We start from the raw sequence: 23354 nt of genomic DNA, 5'->3' as shown, positions 1-23354 counted from the left end.
AATGGAGGAATATTAAAATGGCTAATCAAGAACAAATCATTGAAGCAATTAAAGAAATGTCAGTATTAGAATTAAACGACTTAGTAAAAGCAATTGAAGAAGAATTTGGTGTAACTGCAGCAGCTCCAGTAGCAGCAGCAGGTGCAGCAGGCGGCGCAGATGCAGCTGCTGAACAAACTGAATTTGACGTAGAGTTAACTTCAGCTGGTTCATCTAAAATCAAAGTTGTTAAAGCTGTTAAAGAAGCAACTGGCTTAGGATTAAAAGATGCTAAAGAATTAGTAGACGGAGCTCCTAAAGTAGTTAAAGAAGGCTTATCTAAAGAAGATGCTGAAGAGCTTAAATCACAATTAGAAGAAGTAGGCGCTACAGTAGAATTAAAATAATTCTAGCCTCTTAACTAATGAATAATTTTATATTGCAGGCCGAGAGTTACATTATCAAAGTGATATGTAAGCAACTTGCAGTCTGAGATTTTTGAGAAATGAAAACCCCGTTATCACTATAACGGGGTTTTATCTTTTGATTATCTTTAAAGGTCTACGTTATCATTTGAACTAAGCACTAGCTAAGATAATACATAATCCGCAATTTGTGGATTAAAATGAGGTGTAGTCATGAGCCACTATTATGATGCGAATCCTGAAGTTGAAAGTGATGAAACTGTTTTTACCTACTCCTACGATAATCATAATTTAAAACTAACAACAGATACAGGTGTCTTTTCGAAAGGGAAGATAGACTTTGGTTCTGACTTGTTAGTTACAACATTTTTGAAAGCAAATCCCCCTGGACCTACGAAAAATATAATTGATGTTGGATGTGGCTATGGGCCCATTGGCTTAATGGTTGCTAAAGTAGCACCACATCATCAGGTTACAATGGTAGATGTGAATCAGCGTGCGTTAGCATTAGCAAAGCGCAACAAACAAAAAAATCACATCGAAAATGTTGAAATTGTAGAAAGTGATGGTTTAACTCAAGTAGAGGACGCTACGTTTGACTTTGTGTTAACTAATCCACCTATTAGAGCAGGAAAAACTGTGGTGCATCAAATACTAACGGACGCCAGTAGTAAGTTGAAACAAGAAGGCGCGCTCTATGTTGTTATTCAGAAAAAACAAGGAATGCCTTCAGCGAAGAAGAAAATGCAAGAAGTATTTGAAAACGTAGAAGTAGTAGAAAAAAGTAAAGGCTATTACATTTTGCGAAGTGTAAAGCTTGATTAAAATACTTGATTCTGATATAGTTATAGAATGTAAAAATTTATGTTCAATAAGTGTGTACTTTTACGTATAAAATAACAATGTATATTGCTAATATAGTAAATAGAAAATGGTGTCATAAGGAGTGCTACCGTTTTCTTTTTGTCTTATTATATTTGGTTATTTATCAAAAGTAAACACACAATTTTTGAGGGGTGAATCTGTTTGGCAGGTCAATTTGTCCAATATGGAAGACATCGTAAACGTAGAAATTATGCGAGAATTTCAGAAGTATTAGAATTACCGAACTTAATCGAAATTCAAACGAAATCATATGAGTGGTTCTTAAAAGAAGGGTTACTAGAAATGTTCCGTGATATTTCACCGATTGAAGATTTCACAGGTAATCTGTCTTTAGAGTTTGTAGATTACAGACTTGGTGAACCAAAATATGATTTAGAAGAATCGAAAAACCGTGATACAACGTATGCTGCACCACTTCGAGTGAAAGTACGTCTTATTATTAAAGAGACTGGCGAAGTAAAAGAGCAAGAAGTGTTTATGGGAGATTTCCCATTAATGACAGATACAGGTACATTTGTGATTAACGGTGCAGAACGTGTTATCGTATCACAACTTGTTCGTTCACCATCCGTTTACTTCAACGAAAAACTAGATAAAAATGGTCGTACGAACTATGATGCAACTATCATTCCTAACCGTGGTGCATGGTTAGAGTATGAAACAGATGCAAAAGATGTTGTATATGTACGTATCGACAGAACTAGAAAGCTACCTTTAACTGTGTTATTACGTGCTTTAGGTTTCTCTACAGATCAAGAAATCATCGATCTATTAGGAGATAATGAATATTTACGTAACACACTAGAAAAAGATGGTACTGAAAATACAGACCAAGCTTTACTAGAAATTTATGAACGTTTACGTCCTGGCGAGCCACCTACAGTAGAAAATGCTAAAAGCTTATTATATTCACGTTTCTTTGATCCAAAACGATATGATTTAGCAAGTGTAGGTCGTTATAAAGCAAACAAAAAACTACATTTAAAACATCGTCTGTTTAATCAAAAATTAGCAGAACCGATTGTTAATGCTGAGACAGGTGAAATTGTAGCTGAAGAAGGCACAGTTTTAGATCGTCGTAGCTTAGATGAAATCATGGATGTTTTAGAAGCAAATGCAAATAGTGAAGTATTTGAATTAGAAGGTACAGTAATTGATGAACCAGTTGAAATTCAATCTATCAAAGTATATGTACCAAATGATGAAGAAGAACGTACTACTACAGTAATTGGTAACGCGTTCCCTGATTCAGAAGTTAAATGTATTACACCAGCAGATATTATCGCATCTATGTCATACTTCTTTAACTTATTAAGTGGTATTGGCTTTACTGATGATATTGACCATTTAGGTAATCGACGTCTACGTTCAGTAGGTGAATTATTACAAAACCAATTCCGTATTGGTTTATCAAGAATGGAACGTGTGGTTAGAGAAAGAATGTCTATTCAAGATACAGACTCAATCACACCACAACAATTAATCAACATTCGTCCAGTTATTGCATCTATCAAAGAATTCTTTGGTAGTTCACAATTATCACAATTCATGGACCAAGCTAACCCATTAGCTGAGTTAACACATAAACGTCGTTTATCAGCATTAGGACCTGGTGGTTTAACACGTGAACGTGCTCAAATGGAAGTACGTGACGTACACTATTCTCACTATGGCCGTATGTGTCCTATCGAAACACCAGAGGGACCAAACATCGGTTTAATTAACTCACTATCAAGTTATGCACGTGTAAATGAATTTGGCTTTATCGAAACGCCGTACCGTAAAGTAGATTTAGCAACAAACTCAATTACAGATCAAATTGATTACCTAACTGCTGATGAAGAGGACAGCTATGTGGTAGCACAAGCCAACTCTAACTTAGATGAAAATGGTAAGTTTTTAGATGACGAAGTTGTTTGTCGTTTCCGCGGTAATAACACAGTTATGGCTAAAGAAAAAATGGACTACATGGACGTATCACCTAAGCAAGTAGTTTCAGCTGCAACGGCATGTATTCCTTTCTTAGAAAACGATGACTCTAACCGTGCATTAATGGGTGCGAACATGCAACGTCAAGCAGTACCGTTGATGAACCCTGAATCACCTTTCGTAGGTACAGGTATGGAACACGTAGCTGCTCGTGACTCTGGTGCTGCAGTTATTGCAAAATACAAAGGTCGCGTTGAGCACGTTGAATCTAATGAAATCCTAGTTCGTCGCTTGATTGAAGAAAATGGTCAAGAATACGAAGGTGAATTAGATCGTTATCCATTATCTAAATTCAAACGTTCTAATACTGGTACTTGTTATAACCAACGTCCAATCATTGCAAAAGGTAATGTTGTGACAAAAGGTGAAATCCTAGCTGACGGTCCTTCAATGGAATTAGGTGAAATGGCCTTAGGTAGAAACGTAGTTGTTGGTTTCATGACTTGGGACGGTTATAACTACGAGGATGCTGTAATCATGAGTGAACGTCTTGTTAAAGATGACGTTTACACTTCAATCCATATTGAAGAATATGAATCTGAAGCACGTGATACTAAATTAGGACCTGAAGAAATTACGAGAGACATTCCAAACGTTTCGGATAACGCACTGAAAAACTTAGATGATCGCGGTATTGTCTATGTTGGTGCCGAAGTTAACGACGGTGATATTTTAGTTGGTAAAGTAACGCCAAAAGGTGTCACAGAATTAACTGCTGAAGAGCGTTTGTTACATGCAATCTTTGGTGAAAAAGCACGAGAAGTTCGTGATACTTCATTACGTGTACCTCATGGTGCAGGCGGTATCGTGCTAGATGTTAAAGTCTTCAATCGTGAAGAAGGAGACGACACACTTGCGCCAGGCGTAAATCAATTGGTACGTGTTTATATCGTTCAAAAACGTAAAATACACGTTGGTGATAAAATGTGTGGACGTCACGGTAACAAAGGTGTAATTTCGAAAATTGTTCCTGAAGAGGATATGCCTTATTTACCAGACGGTACGCCAATCGATATCATGTTAAATCCATTAGGTGTGCCATCACGTATGAACATTGGACAAGTACTTGAATTACATTTAGGTATGGCTGCGAAAAACTTAGGTATTCATGTTGCATCACCAGTATTTGATGGTGCCAACGATGATGATGTTTGGTCAACTATTGAAGAAGCAGGCATGGCTAGAGACGGTAAAACTGTACTTTATGATGGTCGTACTGGTGAACCATTCGATAATCGTATTTCAGTTGGTGTAATGTACATGCTTAAACTTGCGCACATGGTTGATGACAAGTTACATGCGCGTTCAACTGGACCATATTCACTTGTTACACAACAACCACTTGGTGGTAAAGCACAATTTGGTGGACAACGTTTCGGTGAAATGGAGGTATGGGCACTTGAAGCATATGGTGCTGCTTATACATTACAAGAAATCTTAACTTATAAATCCGATGATACAGTAGGTCGTGTGAAAACATACGAAGCTATTGTTAAAGGTGAAAATATCACTAGACCAAGTGTTCCAGAATCATTCCGCGTATTGATGAAAGAATTACAAAGTTTAGGTTTAGACGTTAAAATTATGGATGAACACGATAATGAAATCGACATGCATGATACAGAAGATGAAGAAGCAACAGAGCGTAAAGTTGACTTACAACAACAAGGCGCGCCAGAATCACAAAAAGAAATCACTGACTAATTGTATTTAAGACTAAATAAAGAATAAATTCACAGGTTGTCGTACATAGCGCGTTTATCGTGCTATGTATACGCAACTTGACACTTTTATTATTCATTTTGTTGATATAAGCCAATCAATCAATTTGCACAGTTAATCTAAATTGAAGGAGGTAGGCTCCTTGATTGATGTAAATAATTTCCATTATATGAAAATAGGACTTGCTTCACCTGAAAAAATCAGATCTTGGTCTTTTGGTGAAGTCAAAAAGCCAGAAACAATAAACTATCGTACACTTAAACCAGAAAAAGATGGTCTTTTCTGTGAAAGAATTTTTGGACCTACAAAAGACTGGGAATGTAGTTGTGGTAAATACAAACGTGTGCGTTATAAAGGCATGGTTTGTGACAGATGTGGTGTGGAAGTAACTAAATCTAAAGTGCGTCGTGAACGCATGGGACACATTGAATTAGCAGCACCAGTATCACATATTTGGTATTTCAAAGGTATCCCAAGTCGTATGGGCCTTTTATTAGATATGTCACCAAGAGCATTAGAAGAAGTTATTTACTTCGCGTCTTATGTGGTAGTTAACCCAGGACCAACAGGTTTAGAGAAGAAAACATTACTTTCTGAAGCAGAATACAGAGAGTATTATGATAAATTCCCAGGCCAATTTAGCGCTAAAATGGGTGCTGAAGGTATTAAAGATTTATTAGCAGAAATAAATTTAGATGATGAATTAAAACACTTACGTGATGAGCTTGAATCAGCTACAGGGCAAAGATTGACTCGTGCTATTAAACGTTTAGAAGTTGTTGAATCATTTAGACATTCTGGTAATAATCCTGCTTGGATGATTTTAGACGTATTACCAATTATTCCACCAGAGATCAGACCAATGGTTCAATTAGATGGTGGACGTTTTGCTACAAGTGATTTAAACGATTTATATCGTCGTGTTATTAACCGTAATAACCGTTTAAAACGTTTATTAGACTTAGGTGCTCCTGGCATCATCGTACAAAACGAAAAACGTATGTTACAAGAAGCAGTAGATGCTTTAATTGATAATGGTCGTCGTGGCCGTCCAGTTACTGGTCCAGGTAACCGTCCATTAAAATCATTGTCACATATGTTAAAAGGTAAACAAGGTCGTTTCCGTCAAAACTTATTAGGTAAACGTGTTGACTATTCAGGCCGTTCTGTTATTGCAGTAGGACCTAGCTTGAAGATGTACCAATGTGGACTACCTAAAGAAATGGCATTAGAATTATTCAAACCATTCATTATGAAAGAATTAGTACAACGTGAAATTGCAACGAATATTAAAAATGCCAAAAGTAAAATTGAACGCATGGACGATGAAGTATGGGATGTTTTAGAAGATGTTATCGTAGAACACCCAGTATTACTTAACCGTGCGCCTACACTTCACAGATTAGGTATCCAAGCCTTTGAACCAACATTAGTTGAAGGTCGTGCGATTCGTTTACATCCACTTGTAACGACGGCTTATAACGCTGACTTTGATGGTGACCAAATGGCTGTTCACGTACCTTTATCTAAAGAAGCACAAGCTGAAGCACGTATGTTAATGTTAGCTGCACAAAATATCTTAAACCCTAAAGATGGTAAACCAGTTGTTACACCATCACAGGATATGGTATTAGGTAACTATTATTTAACATTAGAACGTGCAGATGCTGTGAATACAGGTACAATTTACAACGATACTAACGAAGTATTAAAAGCGTATGCTAATGGTTATGTGCACTTACACACACGTATTGGTGTGCACGCACAATCATTTAATAATCCAACATTTACAGAAGAACAAAATCGTAAGATCTTGACAACATCTGTAGGTAAAGTGATATTTAATGAGATTATTCCTGATTCATTCGCCTATATTAATGAACCTTCACAAGCTAATTTAGAAGATAAAACACCAGATAAGTACTTTGTTTCTGCAACTGAACTAGGTGAAGGCGGATTACAAGAATACTTCAAAGATCAACCACTTGTTGATCCATTCAACAAAAAATTCTTAGGTAATATCATTGCCGAAGTGTTCAATCGCTTTAGCATCACTGACACATCAATGATGCTTGATAGAATGAAAGACTTAGGATTTAAGTTCTCTTCTAAAGCGGGTATTACTGTTGGTGTATCTGATATTGTGGTATTACCAGACAAGCAAGATATTTTAGATGAACATGAAGAATTAGTTGAACGTATTACAAAACAATTTAATCGTGGTTTAATTACTGAAGATGAGCGTTATAACCGAGTAGTCGAAATTTGGACAGACGCCAAAGATAAGATTCAAGGTGAATTAATGCAGTCATTAGATAAAACAAACCCTATCTTCATGATGAGTGACTCTGGTGCCCGTGGTAACGCATCTAACTTTACACAGTTAGCAGGTATGCGTGGACTCATGGCTGCGCCATCCGGTAAAATTATTGAGTTACCAATTACATCATCATTCCGTGAAGGTCTAACAGTATTAGAGTACTTTATTTCTACTCACGGTGCGCGTAAAGGTCTTGCCGATACAGCACTGAAAACTGCCGATTCAGGTTACCTTACTCGTCGTCTTGTTGATGTGGCTCAAGATGTTATTGTCCGTGAAGAAGATTGTGGTACAGACCGTGGTTTACTTGTTTCAGACATCAAAGAAGGTACTGAAATGATTGAACCATTCATCGAGCGTATCGAAGGTCGTTATTCTAAAGAAACAATTCGTCACCCTGAAACAGATGCAATTATCATCCGTCCAGACGAATTAATTACTGCAGATATCGCTAAACAAATTACAGATGCTGGTATTGAAGAAATGTATATCCGTTCAGCATTTACATGTAATACACGTCATGGTGTATGTGAAAAATGTTACGGTAAAAACCTTGCTACAGGTGAAAAAGTCGAAGTTGGTGAAGCAGTTGGTACAATTGCAGCCCAATCAATCGGTGAACCTGGTACACAGCTTACAATGCGTACATTCCACACAGGTGGGGTAGCAGGTAGCGATATCACTCAAGGTCTTCCTCGTATCCAAGAAATCTTTGAAGCGCGTAATCCAAAAGGACAAGCGGTAATCACTGATATCGAAGGTACGGTAGAAGACATTAAACTAGCGAAAGACCGTCAACAAGAAATTGTCATTAAAGGTAATAATGAAACTAGATCTTACCTTGCTTCAGGTACTTCAAGATTGAAAGTAGAAGTTGGACAAGCAGTAGAGCGTGGAGAAGTATTAACTGAAGGTTCAATTGAACCGAAAAACTTCTTATCTGTTGCTGGCTTGAACGCAACTGAAAGCTACTTACTAAAAGAAGTTCAAAAAGTTTACCGTATGCAAGGTGTTGAAATCGACGATAAACACGTTGAGGTTATGGTAAGACAAATGTTACGTAAAGTACGTATCATTGAAGCAGGCGATACGAAACTATTACCTGGTTCATTAGTAGACATTCACAACTTTACTGATGCTAACCGTGAAGCGTTCAAAGAACGTAAACGTCCAGCAACAGCTAAACCAGTATTATTAGGTATTACGAAAGCATCTCTTGAAACTGAAAGCTTCTTATCTGCGGCTTCATTCCAAGAAACAACTCGTGTCCTAACAGATGCTGCAATTAAAGGTAAACGTGATAACTTACTTGGCTTGAAGGAAAATGTTATTATCGGTAAATTGATTCCAGCAGGTACAGGTATGAGACGTTATAGAGACGTTAAATACGATAAAGCTGCTCCGGAACAAGAAATAGAAGAAGCTATTATTACTGAATAACAAGGTGTATAAAACATAGTGACCGATGCCTTAATCGGTCACTTGTTTTTTTGATAATAAAGTCTATTTATAGTTGACGTGACACCATGTAGATGTTACTATTATTAAGGTTGATGCAAGCAGAACTTTGGAGGATATTTTATGTCTAATGAAAAAGTTGCACGCTTTAACAAACAACACTATGTTATTGGTCAGAGACAGACGCTGAAAGCGCTGAGCAACGATCAAGTTACATCATTGATTATCGCTGAAGACGTAGAAGTTTATGTACTTTCTCGCGTGTTAAGCCAAATCAATCTACAAACAATGCCTATATCATTTTTTTGCGAGCAAACAAGCTTTAGGAGAATGTGTAGGGATTAATGTTAATGCTTCTATTGTTGCATTACTAAAATGAGATTAGTGAGAAGATATTCTTACTAAATTTTATTTAACCTAAAAATGAACCACCTGGATGTGTGGGATTAAAAAAGAAGAGAGGAGGACATTTTAAATGCCAACTATTAACCAATTGGTGCGTAAACCAAGACAAAGTAAAGGTAAAAAATCTGATTCACCAGCTTTAAACAGAGGTTTTAACAGTAAAAAGAAAAAATTTACTGACTTAAATTCACCTCAAAAACGTGGTGTTTGTACTCGTGTTGGTACAATGACACCTAAAAAACCTAACTCAGCGTTACGTAAATATGCACGTGTGCGTTTATCAAATAACATTGAAGTAAATGCATACATTCCTGGTATCGGACATAACTTACAAGAACACAGTGTTGTACTTGTACGTGGTGGACGTGTAAAAGACTTACCTGGTGTGCGTTATCATATCGTACGTGGTGCGCTTGATACTTCAGGCGTTGATGGACGTAGAAAAGGTCGTTCATTATACGGAACTAAGAAACCTAAAAAATAAGTTTAAAATTTCGTAAATTTTACTTATAAAATCTCAAAATATATTATAATAGGAAGGGAGGACTTACATTATGCCTCGTAAAGGATCAGTCCCAAAAAGAGACGTATTACCAGATCCAATTCATAACTCAAAATTAGTTACAAAATTGATCAACAAAATTATGTTAGATGGTAAACGTGGAACAGCTCAAGGAATTCTTTATAATGCTTTCGAACTAGTTCAAGAACGTAGTGGTAGAGATGCATTAGAAGTATTTGAAGAAGCTATTGAAAATATCATGCCAGTATTAGAAGTTAAAGCTCGTCGTGTTGGTGGTTCTAACTATCAAGTACCTGTAGAAGTTCGTCCAGAACGTCGTACTACATTAGGATTACGTTGGTTAGTAAACTATGCTCGTCTTCGTGGTGAAAAAACTATGGAAGAGCGTTTAGCTAACGAAATCTTAGATGCAGCTAACAATTCAGGTGGCGCAGTTAAGAAACGTGAAGATACACACAAGATGGCTGAAGCAAACAAAGCGTTCGCTCACTATCGCTGGTAAGATGGTAGTTTTTACCCTGAGTATGTTCCAATTTGATAGTTTACTATCTGTGGCTCGTGCTTAGGGCATCGCCATATTTATAGTATTTATTCGCAGTAATACTGGAAGGAGAAAAAATACATGGCTAGAGAATTTACTTTACAAAGAACTCGTAATATCGGTATTATGGCTCACATTGATGCTGGTAAAACAACTACGACAGAACGTATTCTTTACTATACTGGCCGAATCCATAAAATCGGTGAAACACATGAAGGTGCTTCACAAATGGACTGGATGGAGCAAGAACAAGATCGTGGTATCACTATCACTTCAGCTGCAACAACAGCACAGTGGGATGATCACCGTGTAAATATCATTGATACACCAGGACACGTAGACTTCACAGTTGAAGTTGAGCGTTCTTTACGTGTACTTGACGGTGCGGTAACAGTACTTGATGCTCAATCAGGTGTTGAACCACAAACTGAAACAGTTTGGCGTCAAGCTACTACTTATGGTGTACCTCGTATTGTATTCGTAAACAAAATGGACAAGTTAGGTGCAAACTTTGAATATTCAGTTAGCACTATTCATGACCGTTTACAAGCGAATGCACAACCTATCCAATTACCAATTGGTGCAGAGGATGAGTTCGAAGCAATCATTGACCTAGTAGAAATGAAATGTTTCAAATACAACAATGACTTAGGAACTGAAATTGAAGAAATTGAAATTCCTGAAGATCAAAAAGACAGAGCAGATGAAGCACGTGCTAACTTAATTGAAGCCGTTGCTGAAACTAATGAAGACATCATGGAAAAATATCTTGGTGATGAAGAAATCACTATTGATGAATTGAAAGCTGCTATCCGTAAAGCAACTACTGATGTAGAATTCTACCCAGTACTAGTTGGTACAGCATTCAAAAACAAAGGTGTTCAATTAATGCTTAATGCTGTAATTGACTACCTACCATCACCATTAGATGTTAAACCAATCATTGGTCACCGTGCTGAAGATCCTGACGAAGAAGTTATTGCTAGAGCGGATGACGATGCAGAATTTGCTGCATTAGCATTCAAAGTAATGACAGACCCTTACGTTGGTAAATTAACATTCTTCCGTGTGTACTCAGGTACGTTAACATCAGGTTCATATGTTAAAAACTCAACGAAAAATAAACGTGAACGTGTAGGTCGTTTATTACAAATGCACGCTAACTCTCGTCAAGAATTAAACACTGTATACTCAGGCGATATCGCTGCTGCGGTAGGTCTTAAAGATACAGGTACTGGTGATACTTTATGTGGTGAGAAAAATGACATCATCTTGGAATCAATGGACTTCCCAGAGCCAGTTATTCACTTATCAGTAGAACCAAAATCTAAAGCAGACCAAGATAAAATGACTACTGCTTTAGTTAAATTACAAGAAGAAGATCCAACTTTCCATGCTCACACAGATGAAGAAACTGGACAAGTTATCATCGGTGGTATGGGTGAACTTCACTTAGATATCTTAGTAGACCGTATGAAGAAAGAATTTAACGTTGAATGTAATGTTGGTGCGCCAATGGTTTCTTACCGTGAAACATTCAAGCAATCAGCACAAGTTCAAGGTAAATTTGCTCGTCAATCAGGTGGACGTGGACAATATGGTGACGTTCAAATCGAATTTACGCCTAACGAAACTGGCGCAGGTTTCGAATTTGAAAATGCCATTGTTGGTGGTGTAGTTCCTCGTGAATACATTCCATCTGTTGAAGCTGGTCTTAAAGATTCAATGGAAAATGGTGTATTAGCTGGATATCCATTAATTGATGTTAAAGCTAAATTATTTGATGGTTCATACCACGATGTCGATTCATCTGAAATGGCCTTCAAAATTGCTGCATCATTAGCACTTAAAGAAGCTGCTAAAAAATGTGATCCAGTTATCTTAGAACCAATGATGAAAGTAACAATCGAAATGCCTGAAGAGTACATGGGTGACATCATGGGTGACGTAACATCTCGTCGTGGACGTGTAGATGGTATGGAACCACGCGGTAACGCACAAGTTGTTAACGCATTTGTACCACTTTCAGAAATGTTCGGTTATGCAACATCATTACGTTCAAACACTCAAGGTCGCGGTACTTATACTATGTACTTTGACCACTATGCAGAAGTTCCAAAATCAATCTCTGAAGAGATTATCAAGAAAAACAGTGGAAACCAAGCTGAATAATTAAACTTGTGTTGTACGACAAACGTCGGTAAAATACAAAATAAGCTTAATTATAAGCCATCCAATTGTTTGAATTGATTTTTTGGTCTAAATGCATTATAAAGGAACTATGTTCCTTTGCATCAACTTGTTATCTGTCTTCTCATGATGGTGAGAAACTGTCATGAGAGATAATTATTAAATATATTTTCTAAGAGAATAGGAGAGATTTTATAATGGCTAAAGAAAAATTTGATCGCTCAAAAGAACATGCCAATATTGGTACTATCGGTCACGTTGACCATGGTAAAACAACATTAACAGCTGCTATCGCAACTGTATTAGCAAAAAATGGTGACGCTGTAGCTCAATCATATGACATGATTGACAACGCTCCAGAAGAAAAAGAACGTGGTATTACAATCAATACTTCACACATCGAATATCAAACTGAAAAACGTCACTATGCTCACGTTGACTGCCCAGGACACGCTGACTATGTTAAAAACATGATCACTGGTGCTGCTCAAATGGACGGCGGTATCTTAGTAGTATCTGCTGCTGACGGCCCAATGCCACAAACTCGTGAACACATCTTATTATCACGTAACGTTGGTGTTCCAGCATTAGTAGTATTCTTAAACAAAGTTGACATGGTTGACGATGAAGAATTATTAGAATTAGTAGAAATGGAAGTTCGTGACTTATTAAGCGAATATGACTTCCCAGGTGACGATGTACCTGTAATCGCTGGTTCTGCTCTTAAAGCTCTAGAAGGCGACGCTGACTACGAGCAAAAAATCTTAGACTTAATGCAATCAGTTGATGATTTCATCCCAACTCCAGAACGTGACTCTGACAAACCATTCATGATGCCAGTTGAGGACGTATTCTCAATCACTGGTCGTGGTACTGTTGCTACAGGCCGTGTTGAACGTGGACAAATCAAAGTCGGCGAAGAAGTTGAAATCATTGGTATGCAAGAAGATTCAAGCAAAACAACTGTTACTGGTGTAGAAATGTTCCGTAAGTTATTAGACTACGCTGAAGCTGGTGACAACATTGGTGCTTTATTACGTGGTGTTGCTCGTGAAGACATCCAACGTGGTCAAGTATTAGCTGCTCCTGGATCAATTACACCACATACTAAATTCAAAGCTGAAGTTTATGTATTATCTAAAGACGAAGGTGGACGTCATACTCCATTCTTCAGTAATTACCGCCCACAATTCTATTTCCGTACTACTGACGTAACTGGTGTTGTTAACTTACCAGAAGGTACTGAAATGGTTATGCCTGGCGATAACGTTGAAATGGACGTTGAGTTAATTTCTCCAATCGCTATCGAAGACGGTACTCGTTTCTCAATTCGTGAAGGTGGACGTACTGTTGGATCAGGCGTTGTTACTGTAATCGAAAAATAATTTAAACTTTATCTAATATAGATGTAGTTTGAAGCCTCCATTATTGGAGGCTTTTTTTGTATTCAAAAAAGATAGGTAGCATTGTTGTACCTATCTTCTGAAGTATTATTTAGTTATAATGACTTGCTCTAGTTCTAAAATTTTTAAAAAGGTGCTGACTGCATATTTCATCGCAGATTCGTCAATATCAAAATACGGACTGTGATGTGGCGCAGTTGTGCCTTTGGTTTCGTCTCCACAACCAGTGAGGAAAAAAGCACCCGGACGTACGCGTTGATAATGAGAAAAATCTTCTCCGACCATCATCAACTCAGCATTATTAAAACGGAAATTTAATTGATCTGCAGCAGCTTGTACGACATCATAAGCTTGTGGATGATTATGCACTGGTAAATACCCTTTAATATAATCAAAGGTATATGTGATGTCGTTCGCGACTGCTAAACCTTCTAATATTTTTTCCAATCGTTCAATAACATGTTGCTGTATTTCTGTATCAAAAGTGCGTACTGTGCCACGACAATAAGCAGCGTCAGGGATAACATTGTCAGCATCGCCAGCTTTAATCATTCCAAAACTCACTACGGCTTGTTTAACCGGGTCTATCGTACGTGAAACGATTTTTTGTGCGCTTAAAATAAATTCAGCCATAACGACTACAGGATCTATTGTTTCGTGTGGTTTAGCGCCATGACCACCTTGTCCTTGAATCTTAATATTAAATTCATCAGGTGAAGCCATCATCGCGCCATTGCGTGAATAGATAGCACCAGTAGGATAGCCACTCCATAAATGGTTTCCATATATACGATCTACATCTTGTAAACAGCCAGCATCAATCATTTCTTGAGAACCACCAGGCATTATTTCTTCACCATATTGGAAAATCAGTACGACATCTCCATTTAGGTTATTGCGGTGTTCGTCTATAAGTTCAGCCACACCTAATAAAATAGCTGTATGGCCATCATGTCCACATGCATGCATTTTTCCAGGATGCTTTGATTTAAAGTCTAAATTCGTTAATTCATCTATGGGTAAAGCGTCAAAATCGGCACGTAAAGCGATTGCTGGACCATCACCTTTGCCTGAAAATCTTGCAACGATACCATTACGGCCAACAGGTGATTGTATATCGCACGATAATTGGCTTAATTGATTTAAAATAAAATCATACGTATGTTCTTCTTCGAATGATAACTCAGGATATTGATGGAGATATCTGCGAATTTGAATCATTCTATTTTCTTTCATATTTGCTAGTTGATACCAATCAAACAATTTCAACCCTTCTTCCTATTCTATTTTCATATGACTTCAGTATAACATTTTCCTTCTAAAGCCTATAGAGCACGAGTTAAAATATTATCTTTAGAATTAATTTTCAATGCCGTATTTAGTACTTTTAACTTAAATCAAAATGCGATATGATGGGGTTAAGTACATAGACAACTCAAAGGGGGAATCACAGTGGTACAATCACTGAATGACTTTTTAACAGAGAATATTAATTATTTAAAAGATAATGGACTCTACAACGAAATAGACACAATTGAAGGTGCGAATGGCGCTGAAATTAAAATTAATGGTAAAAACTATATTAATCTATCATCAAACAACTATTTAGGACTAGCGACAGATGAAGACTTAAAAACAGCAGCTAAAAATGCCATTGATACGCATGGTGTGGGTGCAGGTGCAGTACGTTCAATCAATGGGACATTAGATTTACATGATGAATTAGAGCAAACATTGGCGCAATTTAAAGGAACAGAAGCAGCTATTGCTTATCAATCTGGCTTTAATTGTAATATGGCTGCGATATCTGCAGTAATGAATAAAAATGACGCTATTTTATCAGATGAATTAAACCATGCTTCTATTATTGATGGTTGCCGTTTATCAAAAGCTAAAATTATCCGTGTGAATCATTCTGATATGGAAGACTTACGTGCCAAAGCAAAAGAAGCAGTGGAATCAGGACAATATAATAAAGTAATGTATATTACAGATGGCGTCTTTAGTATGGATGGAGATGTTGCAAAATTACCAGAAATCGTAGAAATCGCTGAAGAATTTGGATTGTTAACTTATGTTGATGATGCACATGGTTCAGGTGTTATGGGTAACGGCGCTGGTACTGTAAAACATTTCGGTTTACAAGACAAAATTGATTTCCAAATCGGCACATTATCAAAAGCAATTGGTGTTGTAGGCGGTTATGTGGCAGGTACTCAATCATTAATCGATTGGTTAAAAGTACAATCAAGACCTTTCTTATTCTCTACTTCATTAGCTCCTGGAGATACAAAAGCGATCACAGAAGCTGTTAAAAAATTAATGGCTTCAACTGAATTACATGATAAATTATGGGAAAATGGCAATTATTTAAAAGCAGGTTTAAAAGAATTAGGCTTTGATATTGGTCAATCAGAAACGCCGATTACACCAGTCATTATTGGTGATGAACAGAAAACACAAGATTTCAGTAATAAACTGAAAGAAGAAGGTGTTTATGTAAAATCAATCGTATTCCCAACTGTACCAAGAGGCACAGGACGTGTACGTAATATGCCAACTGCAGCACATACTAAAGAGATGTTAGATGATGCCATTGCAGCATTTGAAAAAGTTGGAAAAGAATTAAATATTATTGAATAGATTAATTGAGCATATTTCATAGAAATTTTTGCTGTAATAAATGAATAATGACTATAAGAAGAAGCTAGAACAGACAATTGTTCTAGCTTCTTTGTTATCATGTGACTAATGGGCATGTCGTTTAGTAATGGAATCTTTGGCAGTATTAGTATCGTCACGTTGTTTTGCATCTTGTTGTGCTTTAGCTTCTTTTGCCTCTTTAGTTTGTAGAAATGGTATAGTACACCACACGACATGCAATAAAATCGTAAATATAATGAGGACGATTGGTATGAAAATTTGAATGATACTGATATCAACAATAAATGAAATGATAATAAATGCTGTGATGGATGGTAACGCACATACAATTACTAACGTAAGTAACACAAATTGTAATGCTTGTGTAGCGACTGAGTTAAATAAGTCTAACACTAAGATAAAGATATAAAATAATGTAATGAGTACAAGCAATACAACAATCCAACCTTCAGATAAGCCACTTTGACTCTCGATGTAAGATTGATATGGTGTTAGTGTTGGTAAAATAAAAATCAGCATCGTTGCCAACCAAGCTAAAATTCCAAAGAATGTGAATAAAATATTAGACAGATGTTTATTCATTGTAACAACCTCCTTAAATGCTTGGTTCTAGCATGTTATAACAAGGAAAATATCAATGTTTATAAGTGTAAAATTACTTATTATCAGTATACCCATCTCGAAAAAAAGTAAGCATGGCGGAATTTTTTACTAACAAATTAGAAAGTAGTATGATAGGGTCAACTAGCTTAATTAACGGTGTGCAATATACAGAAAATTGTGGTTTTTTATTTTAAAAGGGGAATAACTAAATGAAATACAATTTAAGGTTGCATTTTCAGACACAACGTCTTATCATTAGACCGTTGGAAAAAAATGACTATCATTCATGGTATAACGGTTATAGTAACAGTAAGCCAGCACAATATAAATATGATAAGGGACAACTTGATTTATTAGAGAAGACCGAATCATGGTTTTACACACTTGTGCGTAACCAACAAGAAGCGATAAAAGAAGATGATATTTATTATTTTGCTATCTTTGATAAACGTGGGCAACATATCGGAATGATAGATTTGAAAACATTAAGTAGGGACAATTTTCAATGGGCAGAATTAGGCTACTTTATTCACAACCAATTTTGGAGACGTGGCTATGCCTATGAAGCACTAGTTGAAATCGTGGCACAAGCACAACAGATATTACATTTTCATAGAATAGAAGCACATGTCAATCTTGATAATGAACCATCACAAAAGCTATTAGAAAAAGTGGGCTTCCATTTTGAGTGTATACGTAAGGGATTTATATTTGAAAATGGTCAATGGACGGATCATTTTGTTTATTATTTAAACACACATAATAATGATATAAGTAGTTAGAAGGAGGCACATCAGCATGGCTGAATTTAGAGAGTTGGCAATGTCAGATGAATCTTTATATTGTAATTATATGAAGGAATGGATAGATAATGATGAGCAAATCGTTCCATCGATTACAAGTATTACAAAATATAGTTGTTTCGAAGAATTAGTGCATGAACTAGCACATAATAAAACACACGATGAAACAGTGGATAACACAACATTCTTCTTAATTGATGATGAAGAAATTATCGGTGCAGTTAATATTAGACATCATTTAAATGATTCATTGAAAAAAGTCGGTGGTCACGTTAGTTACGGCATACGCAAAAAATATCGTGGTAAAGGTTATGGTAATAAAATCTTGAAGAAAGCTTTAGATTATTTATCACGTATTGGCGTACAAGAAGCCTTAATTACTTGCAATGCAGATAATGAAATTTCATTGTCAGTCATTGAGCATAACGGTGGCGAAGAAATCGAACCATATACAAAAGAAGATGGTACAACAACACGACGTTTCTTATTCGACATTGCATAATAAATTTACAACAAAATAAGAATTACACATTTTTTTGGAAGCACTTTTTTATTAAGTGCTTCCTTTTTTTTGCTTATTTTAAAATTTACCACAGCTTGAAAGTATATTCAGGTAAAATTTTAATGCAACATATTTGTAAATTACAATATGGTTCGCAATAAAAATTGTGAGCAAATATTGATATTACAAAATGGATGGCATTTAATCAATTGTAAAACATGATTAATGGAGGTAAATATGGAAAAAACATTAGATTTGATGAAGTTAAAAGACATAATAAAGAAAAACTTAAAGTTCTTATGTTTAGTGCCACTTTTATTTTTAATTAGTAGTGCAATGATTACTTTTTTTATTATGGTTCCCAAATATGAAGCTTCTACCCAAGTCTTGGTTAATCAAAAAGAAAGTGATGGTCAGCAATTTAATCCGCAACAAGTACAAAGCAATATTCAATTAGTAAATACATATAATGAAATTATTAAAAGTCCTCGTATTTTAGAGGCCTCTGCCAGAAAACTAAGCAAAAAATATAGTGCGGACGATATTGCTGCAATGTTAACTGTGTCAAATCAGGCTGAAACGCAATTATTAAACATTAATATACAAAGTGAAAATAAGAAGGAAACGGAAAAAATTGCTAATACTATTGCACAGGTATTTAGTGATGAAGTGACTGACATTATGAATATAGATAATGTGTCAATTTTATCTAAAGCTAATGGGACCGCCATACAAGTTGCACCTAAACCACTTGTAAATTTATTTATCGGATGGACATCGGGATTATTAGTAGCGCTGTTTGCTGTTGTGCTAAAAGAATTATTTGATAAACGTATAAAAACAGAAGTAGATGTAGCAACGGAATTGGACTTACCAGTTCTAGGCGCTATACAAAAATTCAAATAAGGAAGGTTGCTCAGCTATGGCTAAAAAGAATAAAAATATAACACCCCTGTACACATATGATCAACCCAAATCAACGATTAGTGAAAAGTTTAGAGGAATAAGGTCGAATATTATGTTTTCGAATGCAAATGCTGAAATTACAGATATCATAGTTGCCTCAGAAAAAACTGCAGCAGGAAAAAGTACGATTGCAGCAAATATTGCAATTACATATGCGCAAGCAGGTTATAAAACATTACTTATAGACGGTGATATGCGTAAACCGACGCAACATTATGTTTTTGATGTAACGAACAATAATGGATTATCAAACTATATGTTAGGTAGGGCAATGTATCAAGATGCTGTCAAAGAGACGTTCGTTGCAAATTTGTTTGTACTAACTTCTGGTCCGATACCACCGAATCCATCTGAGTTAATTGGTTCAGAAAAATTTAAAACAGTATACCAGCAACTAAAGCAAGAGTTTGATTTTATTGTGATCGATACACCACCGGTAACGAGTGTGACTGATGCTCAACTATACGCTATCAATGTGGCGAATTGTATTTTAGTCATTGATAGCGAAAAGAATGATAAAAATGAAGTGAAAAAAGCTAAAGAATTAATAGAAATATCAGGAGCAAAAGTTATTGGTGTTGTATTAAATAAAATGCCGAAAGATAAATCGTCAAATTACTATTATTACGGAGATGATAGTAATGATTGATTTTCATAATCACGTGTTAATTGATGTTGATGATGGACCACAAAATATTGAAGCAGCGAGTAAACTGCTACAACAAGCACGTACAGAAGGAGTAACTGAAATAATAGTGACGCCTCATCATTTACATCCTAAATATTCAACGACTATGCACTGTGTTGAAGAAAAGTTGTTGGAATTACAAAATCATGAAGAAGTAAAACAATTGAACATTAACTTTTATGCGGGACAGGAAATTCGATTGACAGATCAAATTATTACTGAGCTAGAACAAGGAACTATTAAAGGAATTAATGATTCACGTTATTTATTAATTGAATTTCCATCGAACGAAGTGCCGTATTATACGCATAAGCTATTTTATGAATTACAAAATAAAGGATATATACCAATCATTGCACATCCAGAAAGAAATAAAGAAATGAGTCAAAATCTTGATGTATTATTTGAGCTAATTAACATGGGAGCTTTAAGTCAATTGACTTCTGGATCGTTAGTAGGTGTTTTTGGTAAAAACGTTAAAAAGTTAGCATTTCAAATGATAGATAACAATTTAGTACATTTTGTAGGTTCCGATGCACATCATGCCATACATCGTCCATTTTTGATGCGTAGCTTATTTCAGGACCGTAAGGTGAAGCAGTATCATGGTGAATTAACTAATTTTTTAACAAATGCACAAAAGGTGGTTAGGGATGTACACATATCCAAATTTAAGCCAACTCAGGGATATAAAGAGAAAAAATGGTTTGGACTAACTTAGTAAATTGAATGAGGGATTATAGTGACGCACATTTCTGCAAGATTACGGTTATTAATATTAATTATGATTGATTCAATAATAGTAACTTTCTCAGTCTTTGTAAGTTATTTTATCTTACAGCCATATTTTGAAAGTTATTCTATTAAATTATTAATGTTATCAGCGCTGTCGTTGTTAATATCGCATCACATTTTTGCCTTGGCTTTTAACTTATATCATCGGGCATGGGAGTATGCTAGTGTGGGTGAACTCTTGTTAGTTGTGAAAGCGGTAACTTCATCTATTGTGAGCACAATGATTATCGTAGCAATCTTAACAGCGCAAAGTCCATTTATTAGGTTGTATTTTATTACATGGATGATGCATTTAATATTTATTGGTGGTTCTCGTTTATGTTGGAGAGTATCAAGTAAACACTTTGGTGGCAAAGCATATAATAAAAAACCTACATTAGTTGTCGGTGCTGGCCAAGGAGGTTCGATGTTGATTCGTCAAATGTTGAAAAGTGTTGAGATGAAATTAGAACCAGTATTGGCAGTAGACGATGATCCGAAAAAGTACAAAATAGCAATTACTGAAGGAGTTAAAGTACAGGGAACGATAGCTGATATTCCGGAGTTAGTAAAGAAATTTAACATCAAAAAAATTATTATAGCAATACCTACAGTTAATCAAAAGAGACTAAAAGAAATTAATAATATCTGCAATATTGAAGGTGTTGAGTTATTAAGAATGCCTAATATTGAGGAAGTTATGGCAGGAGAAATTGAAGTTAATCAACTGAAAAAGGTAGAAGTTGAAGATTTACTTGGGAGGGACCCAGTAGAACTAAATATGCAAATGATATCACAGGAGTTAACGCATAAAACGATATTAGTTACCGGTGCAGGTGGTTCTATAGGCTCAGAAATTTGTCGCCAAGTTTGTAAATTTAGCCCGAACAAAGTCGTGTTGTTAGGACATGGTGAAAATAGTATTTATTTAATACACCAAGAATTGTCCAAACAGTATGCAGGGGAAATTGAGTTTGAACCTGTAATAGCCGATGTGCAAAATAGAGTGCGATTATTTGAAGTGATGAATTACTACAAACCGTATGCCGTGTATCATGCAGCAGCACATAAACACGTTCCACTGATGGAATATAATTCACAAGAAGCATTACGTAATAATGTACTAGGAACGAAAAATACTGCAGAAGCAGCGAAACATGCAGCTGTGAAAAAGTTTGTCATGATTTCTACAGATAAAGCAGTAAACCCACCGAACGTTATGGGAGCGACAAAGCGAGTTGCAGAGATGGTTATACAAAGTTTGAACGACAAAACATCACAAACAGACTTTGTCGCTGTCCGTTTCGGTAATGTGTTAGGTTCGCGAGGTTCAGTAATTCCATTATTTAAGCAACAAATAGAAGCGGGTGGCCCGGTTACTGTAACGCATCCAGAAATGACGCGGTATTTTATGACGATACCAGAAGCATCAAGATTAGTATTACAAGCTGGTGCCTTAGCACAAGGCGGAGAAGTTTTCGTACTCGATATGGGAAAACCAGTAAAAATAGTAGATTTAGCGCGTAATCTTATTAGGTTAAGCGGTAAAAAAGAAGAAGATATCGGTATTGAATTTTCTGGTATAAGACCAGGAGAAAAGCTATACGAAGAGTTACTGAATGAGGGTGAAATACATCCAGAACAAGTATATGAAAAAATCTATCGAGGTAAAGTGAAATTCTTCTCTCGAGTAGAAGTAGACGAAATCATAAATGATTTAGTAAATAACTTTTCTAAAGAAAAAATTATCCAGATTGCTAATGAATAGGAGAATTAATATGTTTAAAGATAAAGTGCTATTAATCACTGGTGGAACAGGGTCATTTGGTAATGCCGTTATGGATAGATTTCTTGAAACAGATATTAAAGAGATTAGAGTGTTTTCAAGAGATGAGAAAAAGCAAGACGATATGAGAAAAAAGTACAATCACCCTAAATTAAAATTTTATATAGGTGACGTGAGAGATTCACGTAGTGTAGAAACTGCTATGAGAAATGTAGATTTTGTATTTCATGCAGCAGCTTTAAAACAAGTGCCTTCTTGTGAATTTTTCCCAATAGAAGCTGTTAAAACAAATATACTCGGTACTGAAAATGTACTACAAAATGCTATTCGTCATAATGTAAAAAAAGTAATTTGTTTATCTACAGATAAAGCTGCCTATCCGATTAATGCAATGGGCATTTCTAAATCAATGATGGAAAAAATATTTGTAGCTAAATCTAGAAATGTGGATAGTGAGCAAACATTAATTTGTGGTACTAGGTACGGTAATGTGATGGCTTCAAGAGGCTCAGTCATTCCTCTCTTCATAGAAAAAATTAAAGCTGGAGAACCATTAACAATAACAGATCCAAATATGACAAGGTTTTTAATGACTTTAGAAGAAGCCGTTGAATTAGTGATTTATGCATTTGAGCACGCACAAAATGGAGACATTATGGTTCAAAAAGCACCGAGTTCAACAGTTGGAGACCTTGCGACAGCACTTTTACAATTATTTGAAGCATATA

The 23354-nt window shown here is 35.9% G+C and carries 18 protein-coding genes and 1 pseudogene; 17 read left to right on the top strand and 2 right to left on the bottom strand.

From position 1 onward, the window contains the following. The first annotated feature begins 17 nt into the window (after positions 1–17). The 9 genes and pseudogenes from rplL to tuf all read left to right on the top strand — a co-directional run bounded on the left by rplL (position 18) and on the right by tuf (position 13822). Entirely contained in the window at positions 18–386 is a 369-nt protein-coding gene (gene rplL / locus CD036_RS08840) for a 50S ribosomal protein L7/L12 (RefSeq protein ID WP_002509418.1), read from the top strand. Between the two features lie 231 nt (positions 387–617). After that, on the top strand, positions 618–1229 hold the full coding sequence (locus tag CD036_RS08835; protein WP_002509419.1) for a class I SAM-dependent methyltransferase: 612 nt from the start codon (positions 618–620) through the stop codon (positions 1227–1229). Positions 1230–1430: 201 nt separating this feature from the next. Beyond that, positions 1431–4982, top strand: coding sequence for a DNA-directed RNA polymerase subunit beta (rpoB, locus tag CD036_RS08830; RefSeq protein WP_103388464.1), 3552 nt, complete (start codon positions 1431–1433; stop codon positions 4980–4982). 187 nt (positions 4983–5169) lie between these two features. Further along, positions 5170–8760: a DNA-directed RNA polymerase subunit beta' gene (rpoC, locus tag CD036_RS08825; RefSeq protein ID WP_167868140.1), complete on the top strand. Its 3591-nt coding sequence runs from the start codon at positions 5170–5172 to the stop codon at positions 8758–8760. Between the two features lie 141 nt (positions 8761–8901). Further along, a pseudogene (locus CD036_RS08820) lies at positions 8902–9157 on the top strand (ribosomal L7Ae/L30e/S12e/Gadd45 family protein). A 96-nt stretch (positions 9158–9253) separates the two neighbouring features. Then, on the top strand, positions 9254–9667 hold the full coding sequence (rpsL, locus tag CD036_RS08815) for a 30S ribosomal protein S12 (RefSeq protein ID WP_002509424.1): 414 nt from the start codon (positions 9254–9256) through the stop codon (positions 9665–9667). A gap of 70 nt (positions 9668–9737) precedes the next feature. Further along, on the top strand, positions 9738–10208 hold the full coding sequence (gene rpsG, locus CD036_RS08810; protein WP_002509425.1) for a 30S ribosomal protein S7: 471 nt from the start codon (positions 9738–9740) through the stop codon (positions 10206–10208). A 120-nt stretch (positions 10209–10328) separates the two neighbouring features. Next, positions 10329–12419: an elongation factor G gene (fusA, locus tag CD036_RS08805; protein ID WP_103388463.1), complete on the top strand. Its 2091-nt coding sequence runs from the start codon at positions 10329–10331 to the stop codon at positions 12417–12419. A 215-nt stretch (positions 12420–12634) separates the two neighbouring features. Then, entirely contained in the window at positions 12635–13822 is a 1188-nt protein-coding gene (gene tuf, locus CD036_RS08800) for an elongation factor Tu (RefSeq protein ID WP_002509426.1), read from the top strand. Between the two features lie 105 nt (positions 13823–13927). Here the strand turns inward: tuf and CD036_RS08795 are convergent, their stop codons facing one another. Beyond that, complete coding sequence (locus tag CD036_RS08795; RefSeq protein ID WP_103388462.1) at positions 13928–15103, bottom strand: M20 family metallopeptidase; 1176 nt, start codon at positions 15101–15103, stop codon at positions 13928–13930. Positions 15104–15292: 189 nt separating this feature from the next. Between CD036_RS08795 and CD036_RS08790 the strand changes: the two genes are divergently transcribed. Further along, positions 15293–16483 (top strand): glycine C-acetyltransferase, encoded by a 1191-nt coding sequence (locus CD036_RS08790; RefSeq protein ID WP_021459832.1) that lies wholly within the window; start codon positions 15293–15295, stop codon positions 16481–16483. Between the two features lie 105 nt (positions 16484–16588). Here CD036_RS08790 and CD036_RS08785 read toward each other — a convergent pair whose 3' ends face one another. After that, the gene (locus tag CD036_RS08785) at positions 16589–17086 is read right to left on the bottom strand and encodes a hypothetical protein (RefSeq protein WP_021459833.1); all 498 of its coding nucleotides are present in this window, start codon (positions 17084–17086) and stop codon (positions 16589–16591) included. 230 nt (positions 17087–17316) lie between these two features. Between CD036_RS08785 and CD036_RS08780 the strand changes: the two genes are divergently transcribed. The 7 genes from CD036_RS08780 to CD036_RS08750 all read left to right on the top strand — a co-directional run. Then, positions 17317–17889: a GNAT family N-acetyltransferase gene (locus CD036_RS08780; protein ID WP_021459834.1), complete on the top strand. Its 573-nt coding sequence runs from the start codon at positions 17317–17319 to the stop codon at positions 17887–17889. A 16-nt stretch (positions 17890–17905) separates the two neighbouring features. Then, a complete protein-coding gene (locus tag CD036_RS08775) occupies positions 17906–18412 on the top strand; it encodes a GNAT family N-acetyltransferase (RefSeq protein WP_021459835.1) in 507 nt (168 codons plus the stop codon). Positions 18413–18649: 237 nt separating this feature from the next. Beyond that, entirely contained in the window at positions 18650–19318 is a 669-nt protein-coding gene (locus tag CD036_RS08770; protein WP_021459836.1) for a Wzz/FepE/Etk N-terminal domain-containing protein, read from the top strand. Between the two features lie 16 nt (positions 19319–19334). Next, positions 19335–20027 (top strand): polysaccharide biosynthesis tyrosine autokinase, encoded by a 693-nt coding sequence (locus CD036_RS08765; RefSeq protein WP_103388461.1) that lies wholly within the window; start codon positions 19335–19337, stop codon positions 20025–20027. Next, on the top strand, positions 20020–20787 hold the full coding sequence (locus tag CD036_RS08760) for a tyrosine-protein phosphatase (RefSeq protein ID WP_002509434.1): 768 nt from the start codon (positions 20020–20022) through the stop codon (positions 20785–20787). The genes CD036_RS08765 and CD036_RS08760 overlap by 8 nt, the downstream gene beginning before the upstream one ends. Positions 20788–20850: 63 nt before the next feature. Next, the gene (locus CD036_RS08755; RefSeq protein WP_239441202.1) at positions 20851–22608 is read left to right on the top strand and encodes a polysaccharide biosynthesis protein; all 1758 of its coding nucleotides are present in this window, start codon (positions 20851–20853) and stop codon (positions 22606–22608) included. Between the two features lie 10 nt (positions 22609–22618). Continuing rightward, positions 22619–23354: polysaccharide biosynthesis protein (locus CD036_RS08750; RefSeq protein ID WP_373364868.1), on the top strand; the 736-nt coding region annotated here is incomplete at its 3' end.

The organism is Staphylococcus arlettae, assembly GCF_002902345.1.
GTDB classification, from domain to species: domain Bacteria; phylum Bacillota; class Bacilli; order Staphylococcales; family Staphylococcaceae; genus Staphylococcus; species Staphylococcus arlettae.
This window is presented reverse-complemented; position numbering and strand designations above follow the sequence as displayed.